Genomic DNA, 16,711 nt, shown 5'->3' with positions numbered 1-16,711 from the left:
CGCTTACATATGTAGCCACAGCCATTCATTTCAAAAGGCTGTAGAGATATACCCAAGCAAAGCCACACCATTAACCTGTATTGGCACAACAAAAAGGGGAGCCGGAGCTCCCTTTTTTGCGTTTGCCGTGCTGTGCTTACTTCAGCAGTGCCTTGGCGCGAGCCACGACATTTTCTGCAGTGAAGCCGTACAGCTTGAACAGCGTACCGGCCGGAGCGGATTCACCGAAGGTGTCGATACCGACCACGTCACCTTCCAGGCCGACGTACTTGCGCCAGAAATCACTGGTCGCGGCTTCAACAGCCAGACGCGGAACACCGGCCGGCAGCACGGAGGCCTTGTAGGCGGCATCCTGCTTGTCGAACACATTGGTCGACGGCATGGACACCACGCGGGCAGCAATGCCTTCCGCAGCCAGAGCTTCGGCAGCCTTCACGACCACTTCAACTTCGGAACCAGTCGCAATCAGCACCACCTTGGCGTCGGCCGCGTCGCGCAGCACGTAACCACCCTTGCGGATGTTGGCGATCTGCTCGTCGTTGCGGGCCAGGAACGGCAGGTTCTGACGGCTGAAGATCAGCGAGGACGGTGTCGAACGCTGTTCGATCGCGTCAGCCCAGGCTTGTACCGATTCAACGGTATCGGCCGGACGCCATACGTTCATGTTCGGGATGCAGCGCAGGGTCTGCAGCTGTTCAACCGGCTGGTGAGTCGGACCATCTTCGCCCAGACCGATGGAGTCGTGGGTGTAAACGAAGATGTTGTTGGTCTTCATCAGCGCGGCCATGCGCAGCGCGTTCAGGGCGTATTCGCAGAACATCAGGAAGGTGCCGCCGTACGGACGATAGCCGCCGTGCAGAACGATACCGTTCATGATCGCGCTCATGCCGAATTCGCGCACGCCATAGCTGATGTGACGGCCGGAGATCTCGCCATTTACAACCTTCAGGCTTTCAGCACCCTTCCATGCAGTCAGGTTGGAGCCGGTCAGGTCGGCGGAGCCACCCAGCAGTTCAGCAACGTTCGGCGCAAAGGCCTGGATGGCGTTCTGGCTGGCCTTGCGGGTAGCGATGGTTTCAGCCTTGGCATTGGCTTCAGCTACGGCGTTCTTCACCAGTTCCTGCCAGTTGGTCGGCAGCTCGCCCTTCATGCGGCGGGTGAATTCGGCAGCCTCAGCCGGGAATTGGGCAGAGTATTTGGCGAACAGCGCGTTCCACTCGCCTTCCCACTTGGCACCGGCTTCCTTCTTGTCCCAGCCGGCGTACACGTCGGCGGGAATCACGAACGGTTCGTGAGTCCAGCCAATGGCGGCGCGGGTGGCGGCGATTTCGTCGTTGCCCAGCGGAGCGCCGTGGCAATCGTGGCTGGCGGCCTTGTTCGGGCTGCCCTTGCCGATAATGGTCTTGCAGCAGATCAGGGTCGGCTTGTTCGGCTCGGCCTTGGCTGCCGCGATGGCGGCTTCCAGAGCGTCAACATCGTGGCCGTCCACGGCCGGAATCACTTGCCAGCCATAGGATTCGAAGCGCTTCGGAATGTCTTCGTTGAACCAGCCTTCGACGTGACCGTCGATGGAAATGCCGTTGTCGTCCCAGAAGGCAATCAGCTTGCCCAGTTGCCACACGCCGGCCAGCGCGCAGGCTTCGTGCGAAACGCCTTCCATCAGGCAGCCGTCACCCAGGAACACCCAGGTATTGTGGTCAACAATGTCGAGGCCCGGCTTGTTGAATTCCTTGGCCAGCAGCTTTTCGGCCAGCGCCATGCCGACGGCATTGGTAATGCCCTGACCCAGCGGGCCGGTGGTGGTTTCCACGCCCGGGGTGTAGTGGACTTCCGGGTGACCCGGAGTCTTGGAGTGCAGCTGGCGGAAGTTCTTCACGTCGTCGATGCTGACGTCGTAGCCGGTCAGGTGCAGCATCGCGTATTGCAGCATGGAGCCGTGACCATTGGACAGCACGAAGCGGTCGCGGTTGGCCCATTGCGGGTTCTGCGGGTTGTGGCGGTAGTTGCCGTTGCCCCACAGCGCCAGACCGATTTCAGCCATGCCCATCGGCATGCCGGGGTGACCGGAGTTGGCTTTCTGAACAGCATCCATCGCCAGGGCGCGGATGGCATTGGCGAGATCGGTACGCGTTGCCATTGATATTCCTCTACACAGTTTGAAAGGGTACGAGACCTGCAGCATTATCCGTGAGGGCTACAGGGAAGAACAACCGGATTAAACACGGATTAAGCACAGCGACATTTTTAACACGAGTCGCGTGTCAGCGGCGTTGCGCTGGCGCAAAAAAGAATCCGCACCGGGGACGGTGCGGATCGGCTGCCACGCGGGCTTATTCCTTGACGTAGAGACCCGGTGCGGCATCCAGCTGCGGATGCTTGCGGCTGGCGAGCTTGGGCTTGTGCTGCGTTCCCGACTGCGGGCGCAGCCACTCCACCCAGTTCGGCCACCACGAGCCAGCCACTTTTTCCTGACCGGCAAGCCAGGCATCGGGCGCCAGCCCTTTGGCGGGGGAGCCCTGCCAGTAACTGCGCTTGGAGGTGGGGCCTGGCGGGTTGATGATGCCGAGAATGTGGCCGGACGTGGACAGCGTAAAGGTCACCGGCGCACTGACCCGGTCAATCAGTTTCCAGGTCTGCAACCACGGGGCGATGTGGTCTTCTTCGGTGCTGACCATATAGAGCGGCTGGCAGATCTGGCCGAGATCGATTTTCTCGCCGGCGATCGTGAGGGCATCGGGCTGCACCAGCTTGTTGTGCCAGTACAGTTCGTGCAGGTAGTAGTGATGCATTGCCTGCGGCATGCGGGTGGTGTCCATGTTCCAGAACAGCACGTCGAACGCCATCGGCGTATTACCCATCAGGTAATTGTCGACCCAGTAATTCCAGATCAGGCTATTGGCACGCAGCATGCGGAAGCTGGAGGCCATTTCCTTGCCGTCGAGATAGCCCTTGCCTTCCATCTGCTTGTCGATGAAGGCCAGACCCTCTTCGTCGATGAAGACTTCGATGTCGCCGGGACGCTCGAAATCGGTCAGTGTGGTCAAGAGCGTAGCCGAATTCACCGGAACCTGCCCGGGCATCCTGCGGTTGGCCCAAGCCAGGTAGGTCGATACCAGCGTGCCGCCGATACAGTAGCCGACCAGATTGACCTTGTCCGCACCGGAAATCTCGCGGGCGACATCGATGATCTGCGCAACGCCATCCTGCAGATAGTCATCAAAGCTCAGTGCGCGGTCATCCGGGCCGGGATTTTTCCAGCTGGTAACGAAGACGGAAAAGCCCTGGTCGACCAGGTATTTGATCAGAGACTTCTTCTCGTTGAGGTCAAGGATGTAGAACTTGTTGATCCAGGGCGAGACGATGACGATGGGTACCGCATGCACTGTGGGCGTCGTGGCTTCGTAATGCAGCACCTCGAGCAGCCGCCCGCGATAGACCACCGCTCCCGGCGTCGTGGCCAGGTTTTCGCCGACCCTGAAGGCGTCCAGATCGGTCATGCTGATGTCGCCGCGCTGGGCATCGCGGGCAAAATTCTGCAGGCCGCGCGCCAGGCTTTCACCATTGGTCGCCAGCGCATTGGCCATCGCCACCGGATTGGTCAGCAGGAAATTGGTCGGCGCCACCGCGTTGAGCCATTGCCGCAGCCAGAAGGCGGTGCGGCTCTGCTCCTGACAGCACATGTCCGGCGTGGCATACAGCGTGTCCTGCAGCCAGCGTGTGTTCATCAGATACCATTCCTTGATGCCGTCCCACAGCGGGGAATCACGCCAGACCGGATCAGCGAAACGGGTATCTTCGGGATTCGGCGGAAAGGTATCGGTATCTTCCTCGCCCAGCCAGCGCCCGGCGGTAAAGCGGTACCAGCGGATCGAGTCATTGCAGTAGACGCTCAGCACGTTCTGCAATTCCTCCGGGTGCGTCAGCCAGGCTTGCTGGGCTTTCAGCGAGGTGGTGAAAAGACCGAACGGGTCGAACATCTGCCGCAGCTTGTGCTGCAGCTCCGACGTGCGTGCGGATTGTTCGCGGTAAAACGTTTGCAGCGCCATGACGTGCTCCGGCTTGGAAACAGGCAGCTTTCATTTTAGTTGCACTGCAACAAAAAACAATGCCGGCAACCGCCTGCTTTCCGGCCTTCCAGCACTTGAGAAGCTGCAGACCACGTTTACCCCGGCTAAGGCCCAATCATCACGTCACAACGCATGTTCGCCGCCGCGCAAGATCCGGTCAGCCTCGGCCAACCGCTCGACGGTTCCTACATCCAGCCAGATGCCGCGATGGCATTCGCCGCTGACGCGCCCGGCGGCCATCGCTTCCAGCAGCCAGGGCAGGAGCGGCGAAGGCTCATCGTGCGGCACGCGCGCGAAAAACGCGGGGTGATAGGCTGCCACGCCGCAGAAGGTATAGGGCGTATCGCCCTCGTGGCATGCTCGCACGCGACCATCGGCGTCCAGCGTCAGATCCCGTCCGGTGGGATAGCCCGCTTTGGGCACCAGCAGCAGATGCGCGCCCCCCGGCGGCAACACTGCCGCTCTGGTCTGCAGTTGCGCCACATCGACGTCGCACAGCACATCGCCGTTGAGCACCAGAAAGGGTTCGTCTCCCAGCAGCGGAAGTGCGCGGGCGATGCCGGCAGCGGTTTCCAGCGCCTGACCTTCCGGCGAATAGCGGATCGCCACACCCCAGCGGCTGCCATCACCAAGAGCCGCCTCGATCTGTTCGCCCAGCCAGGCGTGATTGATGACCAGCTCGCGCACTCCGGCCGCGGCCAGTCGCTGCAGATGCCGGACAATCAACGGCTGGCCGCCGGCCAGCAGCAGGGGCTTCGGAGTATGGTCAGTCAGCGGCCGCATGCGCTCGCCACGGCCGGCGGCCAGAATCATTGCTTTCATGGGTATATACCTGAAGCCTTTAAGATTATTGGGCTGTAAATAAATACATCAGAATGTATAGCCAACCTGCTGCGCCTGCTCACCATGCAGCTTGCGCAGCAGCCGCGCCAGCGCGCCAAGTTCGACATAGCGCTCGCAGACCTTGGTGACGTAATTGAGCACGCGCGGAATATCGGTCTGATAGCGCTCCTTGCCGTCGCGGTACTTGAGACGGGCAAAAAGGCCGAGAATTTTCAGATGGCGCTGCAGGCCCTGCCACTCAAAAGCACGATAAAACTCGGCAAAATCGGCATCGACCGGCAAGCCGGCCGCCCTGGCTTTTTCCCAGTAACGGATCGCCAGATCGAGCACGAAGGCCTCTTCCCAGTCGAGGTAGGCATCCCGCAGGAGCGACACCAGATCGTAGCTGAGCGGACCAGCCACGGCATCCTGAAAATCGATCAGGCGCAAGGCATCGCCCTGCACCATCAGGTTGCGGGCATGGAAATCACGATGCATGAAATGCGGCGCTTGCTGCAGATTGCGTGCCACGATCAGCGCGGTGCTGCGCTGCCAGGTGGCCAGATCGGCATCCGCCAGCTCGACGCCCAGCTGTTGCGGAAAATACCATTCGCGGCAAATGTCCATTTCGCGCTGCTGGAATGCGGCATCGAAGGGCGGCAGGTGCGCAGCCGGCAAGGCCGTCTGCATCTGCACCAGCAGATCAATCGCGCGGCGATACCAGTCCTGGGCATTCTGCGCTGTAATCACACTGGCCAGTTCGGTCGTGCCCAGATCTTCCAGCAACACCAGCCCCTGCTCCGGCGCATTGCCCAGCACGGCCGGCACCGGCAGGCCTGCCGCCGCCAGCTCGGCTTGCCGCGCAAGGAAGGGGCGCACATCGAATTGCGCGGGATCGGCCTGCATGACAATGATGTCGCGGCCATCATCCAGACTGGCACGCCAGTACTGCCGGATACTGGCATCCGATGCCGCCACCTCAAGCTTCTTGACGCTGCGGTGCAAAGTATCTGAAATCAGGGTGAGAATTTGTTGCTGAGGGAGAGATGCGTTCATTGCGGATTATCCGGTAAATGCTGCTAGAATCCGCTGATTCTATCATTGCCCGAATGGCTCACATGCGTGTGCCCTGCACCCCACCCTTTTCGCTGACCCTGATTTCACTGGCCCTGGCCACCCTGCAACTGGCGCATGCCAGCGATGCCGGCACGCCACAGGACGAACTCCCCATCCTGCTCGAGGCAGATCGCGCCGAGGTCAGGCAGGGGCAGTCGGCCTATGCCGAAGGCAACGTCCAGATCACCCAGGGCGGCTTGTACTCGGAAAGCGACTGGGTCAAATACAATCTGGTCAGCGGCCAGATGCACGCCGGCGACCGCGTGAAAATCACGCAAAACGGTGACGTGCTGGTCGGCTCCCGCCTGGACATGGCCGTCGACGAGCGCATCGGCGAACTGGAAAATCCGGAGTACACGATGTCGCTGGGCACTGCACGCGGCACCGGGAAAACGCTGTTCTTCGAAGGCCAGGACAAATATCGCGTCAAGAACGGCAGCTTCACAACCTGCGCCGCCGGCAATGACGACTGGTACATGCATGCCAGCGAGTTGAACCTCGATTACGTCGATGGTGTCGGCGAAGCCTGGAATGGCTGGTTTGAATTCAAGGGCGTTCCACTCGCCTACTACCCCTGGGCCGATTTTCCGCTGAACGACAATCGCAAGACGGGCTTTCTGATGCCGACCTTCGGTTACAGCAAAAGCAACGGCCTTGAGCTGAGCGCCCCTTTCTACTGGGATATCGCGCCGAATTACGACGCCACCATCACCCCAGCCCTTCATGGCAAGCGCGGTCTGATGATGGGAGGCGAGTTCCGCTATCTGTACCCCAGCTTTGCCGGCATCCTGCGCGCGGAAGGCATCAAGGATCGCGAAGCGGACATGAACCGCTACAGCATCCTGTTCCAGCACCAGCAGAACATTACCGACCGGCTGCGGCTGGCCATCGACTGGCAGAAAGTCTCTGATGACAATTACTTCAACGATTTCGGCAATTCGCTGGAAGCCAGTTCGCAGACTTCCTTGCCAAGGGATGGGCTGCTGACCTATTCAGCGAATTGGTGGAATGCCAGTGCGCGCTGGGAAACTTTCCAGACCCTGCAAAGCAATATCAATCCGATCACGCCGGCCTACGACCTGGCCCCGCAACTGACCTTTACCGCCAATCCGGTATTGAGCAAATACCTGACTACCAGCCTGACTGCGGAAGCAACGGACTTCCAGAAAGACAACGCCATCTCCGGCTGGCGTTCATGGGTTCACCCCACGATCAGTGCGCCATTCGTGAACGGCTACAGCTTTGTCACTCCCAAGCTTTCGCTGGACGCCACACAGTACCGGCTGGAAAAACTGGGCAGCACTCCGGCCCAGACGATTGACCGTACTCTCCCCATCGCGAGCCTGGATTCCGGCCTGTTTTTTGAACGCGAAGCGTCGTTTGGTGACCTCGGCTTCATCCAGACGCTGGAGCCACGCGCTTACTACCTGTATGTGCCATACAAGGATCAGAGCAACATCCCCCTGTTCGATACCGGTGAAGCAGACCTGACCTTCTCGCGCATGTTCATGGAAAACCGTTTCACGGGTCATGACCGCATCAATGACGCCAATGACCTGACCCTGGCGCTGACTTCCCGTATTTTCGATGCCGATCAGGGTGTGGAGCTACTGCAGATCGGAGTCGGGCAACGCATCTATTTTACGCAACCCAAAGTGGGCCTCTCCGGCAACAACACCAGTGATTCAACCGCGGACACCCTCTTCTCATTCAGCAGCCGCTTCCATGATTTCGGCACCAGTTACGACCTGCAATACAACTTCCAGAATGCGGTAACCCAGCGCGCCAACCTCAACCTGAGCTGGACTCCGGATGAGTACAAAGCGCTGAATCTGCGCTATCTGATGAACCGGGTCTCCGATGTCGAGCAGGTCACCGCGTCCGGACAATGGGCGCTGGGCGGTGGCTGGTACGCCGTCGGCATGTACAGCTATTCGCTGCTGGATCACAGCAGCCTGGAAACCCTGGCCGGGCTGGAATACAACGCCGGCTGCTGGGGCTTGCGCCTGGCGGCACAGCGCTATCCGACCAATAACGGCGAATACCAGATCAACTACTTTGCCGTGCTGGAACTCAGCGGACTCGGCGGCGTCGGGTCGAACCCGGTCAAGACCATCCAGCAATCCATCCCCAACTATGCGAACATTTTCCGCACCAATCCCCTGCGCACGAGGTAAGTCAATGAAACCGTTTGCCCCGCTGCTGCTGGCAGCTGCACTGTGCAGTCCGTTCAGTCAGGCAGCCATCGCCACCGTCGATCGCGTGGTCGCCATCGTCAACCGCAGTGCCATCACCCAGCAGGAACTGAATCAACGCGTCGAGGAAGTCCGTGCCAGCCTGCGCCAGCGCAAGGCCGAAATCCCGCCGACGGATGTCCTGCAGGAAAAGGTGCTGGACAACCTGATTCTGGAACAGGTGCAACTGCAGCGCGCACAGGACATCGGCCTGCGCATCGATGACAGCGCGCTGGAAAACGGGCTTGCCCGCATTGCCGCGCAGAACAACCTGTCACTGCCGGAATTCCGCGTGCGTGTTGAAGAAAATGGCCTCGACTGGAAGCAGTTCCGCGAGAGTATCCGCCAGCAGATGCTGCTGGGGCGCCTGCGCGAACGCGAAGTCGAGAGCCAGGTGCAGGTTTCCGAGGCCGAACTCGACGACTACATCAAATTGGCCGAAGGCAACGCCCCGGTCGAATACGACCTGTCCCAGATCTATATACCTGTTCCCGACAACGCCAGCCCCGAACAGATCCAGGCCGCGCGGGTCAAGATCAACGAAGCCCGGCGCGAACTGGTGAACGGCCGCGATTTCGCGACCGTTTCGGCCACATACAGCGCCAGCGGCGACTTCGGCAAGGGCGGCAGCCTGGGCTGGCGCCCGTCGGCATCACTGCCGGCACCGTTTGTGAATCTGCTGAACAAGACTCCGGTCAACGGCATCACGGATGTCGTGCGTACTCCGGGCGGCTTCCACGTGTTCCGCCTGAACGGCAAGCGCACCCAGAGTGAAAATGTCGTGGTGAAACAGACCCACGTCCGGCACATCCTGCTGCGCTCGAACGAGCTGGTTTCCGAGAACGACGCCCGCCGCAAGCTGACCCAGCTGCGCACACGCATCCAGCAGGGTGAGAAATTTGCCGATCTGGCCAAGCTCTATTCCGACGACGGCACCGCAGCCAAGGGGGGCGATCTGGGCTGGATCAGCCCGGGCGAAACCGTCCCGCAGTTCGAAGAAGCGATGAATGCGCTGGCGATTGGCGAAGTCAGCCAGCCGGTCCGCTCGCCATTCGGCCTGCACCTGATCCAGGTCGAAGAGCGCCGCGACCAGGATGTCACCAAAGACCGCGAACGCGCCAAGCTGCGCATGGAAATCCGCCAGCGCAAGGCCGAAGAACAGTATGAAGACTGGCTGCGCCAGCTGCGCGACAAGGCCTATGTGGTCTATCGCCTGAAAGACGAATAATGCCGGACATGCAGATGCCCCCCCTGGCGATAACCACGGGCGAACCAGGGGGTATCGGCCCGGAAATATCGCTGCAATTAGGTTGCAGTGATATACCCATAGAACACCCGATTATCCTGATTGGCAACCGGGCCATGCTTGAGGCTCGCGCCGCACAGCTCGGACTGCCCTGCGACTATCCGGCCTACCAGCCCGGCCTCCGCGCGGCAGTCAGCATCGCAAACATCCCGCTCGCCTGGCCAGCCGTACCGGGCCAGCTTGATCCGGGCAATGCAGCATATGTACTTGCCACGCTCGACATGGCCATCTCCGGCTGCCTTGACGGCCGCTTTGCGGCCATGGTCACCGCCCCCATCCACAAGGGCGTCATCAACGAGGGCATTGCCGACCGCCATTTCAGCGGTCACACCGAATACCTAGCCGAACACAGCGGCACGCCGCAGGTCGTGATGATGCTTGCCGGCGACACCCGCGACGGCCAGGCGCTGCGCGTTGCACTGGCGACCACACACCTGCCGCTGAAGGACGTTCCCGCTGCAATCACGGCAGGCAGCCTGAGCACCACACTGCGCATCCTGCACAAGGATTTGCAGCAGAAATTCGGCCTCGCCTCTCCCCGCATTCTGGTGGCAGGGCTGAATCCCCACGCCGGCGAATCCGGCCACATGGGACGCGAAGAAATCGACGTCATCATTCCCGTACTCGATGAACTCCGGGCGGAAGGCATGCAGCTGATCGGACCACTGCCAGCCGACACACTGTTCAATCCGCCGGTGCTCGTCCAGGGCGATGCCGTACTGGCCATGTACCACGACCAGGGCCTGCCCGTACTCAAGCACGCCACTTTCGGACAGGGGGTCAACATCACCCTGGGCCTGCCCTTCATCCGCACTTCGGTGGATCACGGCACCGCGCTGGATCTGGCTGGCACCGGCCGCGCCGACCCCGGCAGCCTGCTGACCGCCACCCGTCTGGCCAGCCAGCTGGCGCGGAACCGGGCCACCACTGCCAACCATTAAGCTGCCTCCATGAGCCATATTCCACGCAAACGCTTCGGCCAGAATTTCCTGCAGGATCAGGGCGTCATCGCCGACATCATCAATGCCACCGATCCGCAGGCCGACGACGTCATCATCGAAATCGGGCCGGGCCTGGCCGCGCTGACCGAGCCGCTGCTCGCGCGCGTACCGCAGCTGCACGTGGTCGAAATCGACCGCGACATCGTCAGCCACCTGAGCCAGCGCTTCCCGCCCGAGCGCCTCGTCATCCACAACGCCGATGCGCTGGAATTCGATTTCGGCGCCCTGGCACGCCAGCTCAAGCCCGGCGGCCGCGTCAAGCTGGTCGGCAACCTGCCCTACAACATCTCCACGCCGCTGCTCTTCCATCTGGCCAGCTTCGGCGATGTCATCCACGACATGCACTTCATGCTGCAGAAGGAAGTCGTCGACCGCATGGTGGCCGAACCCTCGACCCCGGATTACGGCCGCCTGTCCATCATGCTGCAGTACCGCTACCTGATGGATCACATCATCGATGTGCCGCCGGAGTCGTTCTATCCGCCCCCCAAGGTCGATTCCGCCGTCGTGCGCATGGTGCCCTGGCCTGCGCCGCCGCATCCCGCCAGCGATTACGAACTGTTCGAGCAACTGGTTGTCGCCGCGTTCGCGCAGCGCCGCAAGACACTGCGCAACAACCTGAAAGGCATCGCCAGCGCGGAAGAGCTGGAAGATCTGGGACTCAAGCCCGGTGACCGGCCGGAAAACCTCAGCGTTGCCGATTACGTCAGCCTGGCCAACTGGCTGGCACAAAAACATCCGGGTCGTGTGGCGCACAGGAACTAGGGATAGTCCTGAAGCCGCCCGCCCGCCCAGCCCTTTACAATCCGGACCATGCTATGAACTCCAACGTCGCCCCGATGATCCGCTTCGTCAACGTCAACAAATGGTATGGCCGTGACCACCACGTGCTGAAAAATATCAATCTGGAAGTCCGGCAGGGCGAAGTCGTCGTGGTCTGCGGGCCGTCGGGCTCGGGCAAATCCACACTGATCCGCACGATCAACCAGCTCGAGCCAATCAATGACGGCGAAATCTGGGTGGACGGCGTGCGCGCCAATGACCCGCGCACCGACATCAACAAGCTGCGCGAGGAAGTCGGCTTCGTCTTCCAGCATTTCAATCTTTACCCCCACCTCTCGGTGCTCGACAACATCACGCTGGCCCCCATCCAGGTCAAGAAAGTGCCGAAGGATCTGGCCGAGCGTACCGCCATGGAACTGCTCGAGCGCGTGGGCCTCGCCAACAAGAAGGATGCCTACCCGGCCAATCTGTCGGGCGGCCAGCAGCAGCGCGTGGCAATTGCCCGCGGCCTGGCGATGAACCCGCACGTGATGCTCTTCGACGAACCCACCTCCGCGCTCGACCCGGAAATGATCGGCGAGGTGCTGGCCGTGATGAAGCAATTGGCCGAATCCGGCATGACCATGATGGTCGTCACGCATGAAATGGGCTTCGCCCGCGAAGTGGCTGACCGTGTCATCTTTCTCGACCACGGCGAAATTGTCGAAGACGCCAAGCCGGACGATTTCTTCACCAACCCGCAGACCGAACGCGCGCGACAGTTCCTGCGCCAGATTCTTGCTCCGCTGCACCAATAACCAGGCAGCGTATCCACGCGCACGGCAACATGTGAAAAGGCTGCAGGCCCATACCCTGCAGCCTTTTTTCTTGTCATAAGGCAAAAAAGCAGAATCTACGGCATTTCCCCAGAGGCAGACCGGCTGACGCTTGGTTATACTCTGCACAGCCCATTCCCCCCTTACGGAGAACCGCAATGAAAGCACTGCTCCCCCTTGCTCTGGCCTTGTCCGTGCTTGGCACGGCCCACGCCGAAGAACTGACCGGCACACTCAAGAAAATCAAGGACAGTGGCCGCATTGTCGTAGGGGTACGTGACGCTTCGCAGCCTTTCTCCTTCCTCGTTGGCAACAAGCAATATGTCGGCTACTCGGTGGATCTGTGCAACAAGATCGTCGATCAGGTGCAGAAAGAACTGAAGCTGAAATCGCTGGACGTGGTCTATCAGCCGGTCACCTCGCAAACCCGCATTCCGCTGATGCAGAACGGCACGATCGACCTCGAATGCGGCTCGACCACCAACAGCGTGGAGCGCCAGAAACAGGTCGCCTTTGGTGTGAACATGTTCTGGGTGAACGTGCGCATGGCGGTCAAGGCCAATTCCGGCATCAAGAGCGTGGCGGATCTGAACGGCAAACCGGTCGTAACCACCACCGGCACCACGTCGGACCGTTACATCAAGCAGCACGAAAAAGGCAAAAACATCGACGTGAAGAACCTCTATGGCAAGGATCATGACGAATCCTTCCTGATGGTGGAAACCGACCGTGCGGCCGCCTTCGTGATGGATGACACGCTGCTCGCCGCCAAGATTGCCGCCAGCAAGAACCCGAAGGATTTCGTGGTTATCGGTGAAGTGCTGTCCGGCGAGCCCTACGGCATCATGCTGCGCAAGGATGATCCGCAATTCAAGAAACTGGTCGACAGCACACTGACTGCCGTCTACAAGTCGCCGGAAATCGAGAAGATCTATGCCAAGTGGTTCACCTCGCCTATCCCGCCGAAGGGTGTCAATCTGAACATGCCGATGTCCGACAAGATGAAAGACATGCTCAAGAATCCAAGCGACAAGGGCATCTAAAGGCATCCTGAAGGTATCTGGCCGCAGCCCTCTCTTTCAGAGGGCTGCAAAGCAATACCCTGAAGCAACATCGGAATACTCATGACCATCAATCTCGACTGGGGCATTTTTCTGCAGGAGTCCCCCACCGGTGACGGGCCGTACTGGACCATGCTGGCGACCGGCCTGCAATGGACGCTGGCCACTGCGCTCACCGGCTGGGCCATCGCCCTGCTGGTAGGCAGCATTGTCGGGGTACTACGCACCGTTCCCTATCGCCCGCTCGCGCTACTGGGCGATGCCTATGTCGAGGTGTTCCGCAACATCCCGCTGCTGGTCCAACTGTTCTTCTGGTTCTTCGTCTGGCCAGAATTGCTGCCAGCCGAAATCGGCCGCTGGATGAAGCAGGACATGCCCTACCCCGAATTCATCACCGCAGCACTCGGGCTGGGCTGGTTCACCGCAGCCCGTGTTGCTGAACAGGTAAAGTCCGGCATCCTGTCGCTGCCGCGCGGACAGAAGAACGCAGCACTGGCGCTGGGTTTCTCACTGCCACAGACCTATCGGCTGGTTATCCTGCCGCAGGCTTTCCGCGTCGTGATCCCGCCACTGACCAGCGAATTCATGAATATTTTCAAGAATTCAGCCGCCGCCCTGGCCATCGGCCTGACCGAGCTCACGTTCCAGATGAAGCAGATGGTCGAGTATTCCAATGAAGTGATCGTGAGTATCGCAGCAGCCACCGTGCTCTACATGATGCTCGCCTTCGCAGTGAATCGCGGCATGGCCTGGCTGGAAAAGAAAGCGCGCGTTCCCGGCATGATTGGTGGAGGCCGCTGAGATGATTGACTGGCAACTCATTGCTGACAACCGCGAGATGCTGCTGGACGGCATGCTCTATTCGCTGACGCTGACCGGCACGGCCATGGCTGGCGGCATCGTCATCGGCTGCCTGCTGGCACTGGCGCGCTTATCCTCCTTCAAGCCGTTGTCGCTGTTTGCGGCCGGCTATGTGAACCTGTTCCGCTCGGTGCCGCTGGTACTGGTGATCTTCTGGTTTTATTTCCTGCTGCCCTATTTCGGCCTATCCATCGGCCCGGACAAATCGGTGTTCATCACGTTCACCCTGTTTGAAGCGGCGTATTACAGCGAAATCATCCGCGCCGGCATCCAGTCTATTTCGCGCGGGCAGGTATCTGCCGCTTACGCGCTGGGACTGACCTACCCGCAGACCATGCGCTACATCCTGCTGCCGCAGGCCTTCCGCAACATGCTGCCGGTCCTGCTGACGCAAACCGTCGTACTGTTCCAGGACAGCTCGCTTGTCACCATTATCGGCATCAAGGATTTCATGGGCAGCACCGTCGTCGTCGCCAGCAACAATGGCGCAATGACCGAAATGTACACCTTTGCGGCGCTGGCTTATTTCTGCGTCTGCTTTCCGGTTTCGATGCTGCTTAAACGCCTGCACAAACGCATTGCCGTGATCCGCTGAGCGGTTCACCAAGGAAACGAACTCATGATCCAGATTGAAAAAGTCAGCAAGTGGTATGGCCAGTTCCAGGTTCTTGCCGATTGCAGCACCCAGGTCAGCAAGGGTGAAGTTGTCGTTGTCTGCGGCCCCTCCGGCTCGGGCAAATCCACGCTGATCAAGTGCGTCAATGGCTTGGAGCCCTTTCAGGCTGGCAGCATCATTGTCGACGGCATTTCGGTAGGCGACCCCAAAACCAATCTGCCTCGCCTGCGCTCCAAGGTCGGCATGGTGTTCCAGCATTTCGAACTGTTCCCCCATCTGTCGATCACCGAGAATTTGTGTCTTGCCCAGGTCAAGGTGCTGGGCCGCAGCATGGATGAGGCTCATCAGAAAGGGCTGCAATTGCTTGATCGTGTGGGCCTGAAAGCCCAGGCGGCCAAATTCCCCGGTCAGCTCTCCGGCGGCCAGCAGCAGCGGGTTGCCATTGCGCGTGCACTGGCCATGGATCCGATTGCGATGCTGTTTGACGAACCGACTTCGGCTCTTGATCCGGAAATGATCAACGAAGTACTCGATGTCATGACCGAACTGGCGCAGGAAGGCATGACGATGATGTGCGTAACGCACGAGATGGGCTTCGCGCGGCGCGTCGCCAGCCGCGTCATTTTCATGGACCACGGTCAGATTGTTGAAGATGCCGGCAAGGATGAATTTTTCGGCGCCCCCCATTCGGAACGCGCCCAGCAATTCCTCTCCAAAATCCTCCAGCACTAAGCCCACCCGGCGGGTCAGGCCCCGAGTCTGACCCCGCTCGCCGCAAGACGATCAAATTTCGCGACAAACCAGTCTTCGTCATACCAGCCGCGATTCAGGCAGTGCTTCACGTCATCCCAGATCGAGAAAAACCAGCGCCGCTGCTCATGGCCGGCATGCAATGGGCAGGCGCTCACATAGCGCTCGAACAAGCCCCATTCCGGGCGCACATCGGCAAGATGGAACAGATCCTGTTCACGATGACGGAAGGCCACATCGCAGGGATCAAGCATCGCCATCGGCAGGCACGTTACCGGATCAAACAGGAAATTACCGGCATGCGGATCATCGTGTACCAGCGATGAGGCATCGCGATCAATCGGTCCGAGCACGTCATGCCGCAACTCCCAGAGTGCCTGCAGCGATACGCGCAATACTGGACTGAAAGGCGAATCGGCTGCCTGCGAATAAGCATGCGCCGCACGATTCCAGTCGGAAAAAGCCGCAATCAGTGACTGGGTAAATCCACCATCTGGCAACTCGTATCCCGCCGGATTGGACTGCTGGTGCAGATGCAGCATGGCTTCGACAAAGCTGTCAGAGAGCGCAACAATCCTCGCTGCATCAGGCTGGATATCCCAGGGGGCCTTGCCAGGCAAATAATCCAGCACCAGCATCCCGACATCCTTGCCTCCTATGCTGCGCACTCCCGATGCCAGCACCTCCGGCATGGGAAGCACACTGTGTGGCCGTAATCGCTGCAATGCAGCGATCTCCTTGGCGACTCGCCCATCCTGAAATGCAAACTTTACGACACAGGAGTGTGGTGGCGCCTTGATAATCACTGCATGGCCATAAAAGCCGGCGATTTCCGTCAGTTCAAGTATTGGTGACGCACAGGATGCGGCAAACCAGTCTTGTGCAGACTGGGCATAGAGGCTGAGGGCCATGGTTTTCTCCGGTGAGAGGTGCACTACATTGTCGGCAAACCAACCCTGCATGACTTTGCCGGGCTTGTGCACGTTTATGCGCGCAGCTTCGATACGCCATGCCGTATCCTCAAGCTCCCCCATGGAATAAATACGCTACGGATCTATACCCTCTTCAGCGCCTCACGCGCCCAAAGCAAAAAGCCCCGACCATTGCTGATCGGGGCTTTCCATGGGGAGTCTGGCGATGTCCTACTTTCACACGGGCATTCCGCACTATCATCGGCGCTGAGGCGTTTCACCGTCCTGTTCGGGATGGGAAGGGGTGGGACCACCTCGCTAAGGTCACCAGACTATAACTGTTTGCATGTCGCACTCCTGCTTGATGT

Annotated in this window: 14 protein-coding genes and 1 rRNA gene; 9 read left to right on the top strand and 6 right to left on the bottom strand. The window is 60.0% G+C overall.

From position 1 onward, the window contains the following. Nucleotides 1-136: 136 nt before the first annotated feature. The 4 genes from tkt to H559_RS0111400 form a co-directional block, all read right to left on the bottom strand. Entirely contained in the window at nt 137-2,137 is a 2,001-nt protein-coding gene (gene tkt / locus H559_RS0111415) for a transketolase (RefSeq protein WP_028452819.1), read from the bottom strand. Nucleotides 2,138-2,330: 193 nt separating this feature from the next. Next, nucleotides 2,331-4,046 (bottom strand): PHA/PHB synthase family protein, encoded by a 1,716-nt coding sequence (locus H559_RS0111410; protein ID WP_211230933.1) that lies wholly within the window; start codon nt 4,044-4,046, stop codon nt 2,331-2,333. A gap of 144 nt (nt 4,047-4,190) precedes the next feature. After that, nucleotides 4,191-4,889: an N-acetylmuramate alpha-1-phosphate uridylyltransferase MurU gene (murU, locus tag H559_RS0111405; RefSeq protein ID WP_028452817.1), complete on the bottom strand. Its 699-nt coding sequence runs from the start codon at nt 4,887-4,889 to the stop codon at nt 4,191-4,193. 48 nt (nt 4,890-4,937) lie between these two features. Next, entirely contained in the window at nt 4,938-5,945 is a 1,008-nt protein-coding gene (locus H559_RS0111400) for an aminoglycoside phosphotransferase family protein (RefSeq protein WP_034640965.1), read from the bottom strand. Nucleotides 5,946-6,007: 62 nt separating this feature from the next. On the opposite strand from H559_RS0111400, the gene H559_RS20060 reads away from it, so the two are divergent. The 9 genes from H559_RS20060 (at nt 6,008) to H559_RS0111355 (ending at nt 15,414) form a co-directional block, all read left to right on the top strand. Next, entirely contained in the window at nt 6,008-8,182 is a 2,175-nt protein-coding gene (locus tag H559_RS20060) for an LPS-assembly protein LptD (RefSeq protein WP_051279346.1), read from the top strand. Nucleotides 8,183-8,186: 4 nt separating this feature from the next. After that, the gene (locus H559_RS0111390) at nt 8,187-9,467 is read left to right on the top strand and encodes a peptidylprolyl isomerase (RefSeq protein WP_028452815.1); all 1,281 of its coding nucleotides are present in this window, start codon (nt 8,187-8,189) and stop codon (nt 9,465-9,467) included. Nucleotides 9,468-9,475: 8 nt separating this feature from the next. Continuing rightward, complete coding sequence (gene pdxA / locus H559_RS0111385; protein WP_211230932.1) at nt 9,476-10,486, top strand: 4-hydroxythreonine-4-phosphate dehydrogenase PdxA; 1,011 nt, start codon at nt 9,476-9,478, stop codon at nt 10,484-10,486. Between the two features lie 9 nt (nt 10,487-10,495). Next, entirely contained in the window at nt 10,496-11,311 is an 816-nt protein-coding gene (gene rsmA / locus H559_RS0111380) for a 16S rRNA (adenine(1518)-N(6)/adenine(1519)-N(6))-dimethyltransferase RsmA (protein WP_028452813.1), read from the top strand. A gap of 74 nt (nt 11,312-11,385) precedes the next feature. Then, a complete protein-coding gene (locus H559_RS0111375; RefSeq protein WP_028452812.1) occupies nt 11,386-12,126 on the top strand; it encodes an amino acid ABC transporter ATP-binding protein in 741 nt (246 codons plus the stop codon). Nucleotides 12,127-12,302: 176 nt separating this feature from the next. Then, nucleotides 12,303-13,187: a transporter substrate-binding domain-containing protein gene (locus H559_RS0111370; protein WP_034640961.1), complete on the top strand. Its 885-nt coding sequence runs from the start codon at nt 12,303-12,305 to the stop codon at nt 13,185-13,187. 81 nt (nt 13,188-13,268) lie between these two features. Beyond that, nucleotides 13,269-14,006 carry an amino acid ABC transporter permease gene (locus H559_RS0111365; protein ID WP_028452810.1) on the top strand — a complete coding sequence of 246 codons (738 nt, stop codon included), beginning with the start codon at nt 13,269-13,271 and terminating at the stop codon, nt 14,004-14,006. Nucleotide 14,007: 1 nt separating this feature from the next. Continuing rightward, entirely contained in the window at nt 14,008-14,661 is a 654-nt protein-coding gene (locus H559_RS0111360; RefSeq protein WP_051279344.1) for an amino acid ABC transporter permease, read from the top strand. Nucleotides 14,662-14,685: 24 nt separating this feature from the next. After that, on the top strand, nt 14,686-15,414 hold the full coding sequence (locus H559_RS0111355; protein ID WP_028452808.1) for an amino acid ABC transporter ATP-binding protein: 729 nt from the start codon (nt 14,686-14,688) through the stop codon (nt 15,412-15,414). Nucleotides 15,415-15,428: 14 nt separating this feature from the next. On the opposite strand, the gene H559_RS20055 is transcribed toward H559_RS0111355, so the two are convergent. Continuing rightward, complete coding sequence (locus H559_RS20055) at nt 15,429-16,343, bottom strand: phosphotransferase (RefSeq protein WP_162143320.1); 915 nt, start codon at nt 16,341-16,343, stop codon at nt 15,429-15,431. A 218-nt stretch (nt 16,344-16,561) separates the two neighbouring features. Next, nucleotides 16,562-16,675, bottom strand: a 5S ribosomal RNA gene (gene rrf / locus H559_RS0111345). Nucleotides 16,676-16,711: the final 36 nt, after the last annotated feature.

The sequence above is a fragment of the Chitinilyticum aquatile DSM 21506 genome, assembly GCF_000430805.1.
Lineage (GTDB): Bacteria > Pseudomonadota > Gammaproteobacteria > Burkholderiales > Chitinibacteraceae > Chitinilyticum > Chitinilyticum aquatile.
Note: the sequence above shows the minus strand (reverse complement) of the source record. Positions and strands in the feature narration are given on the sequence as shown.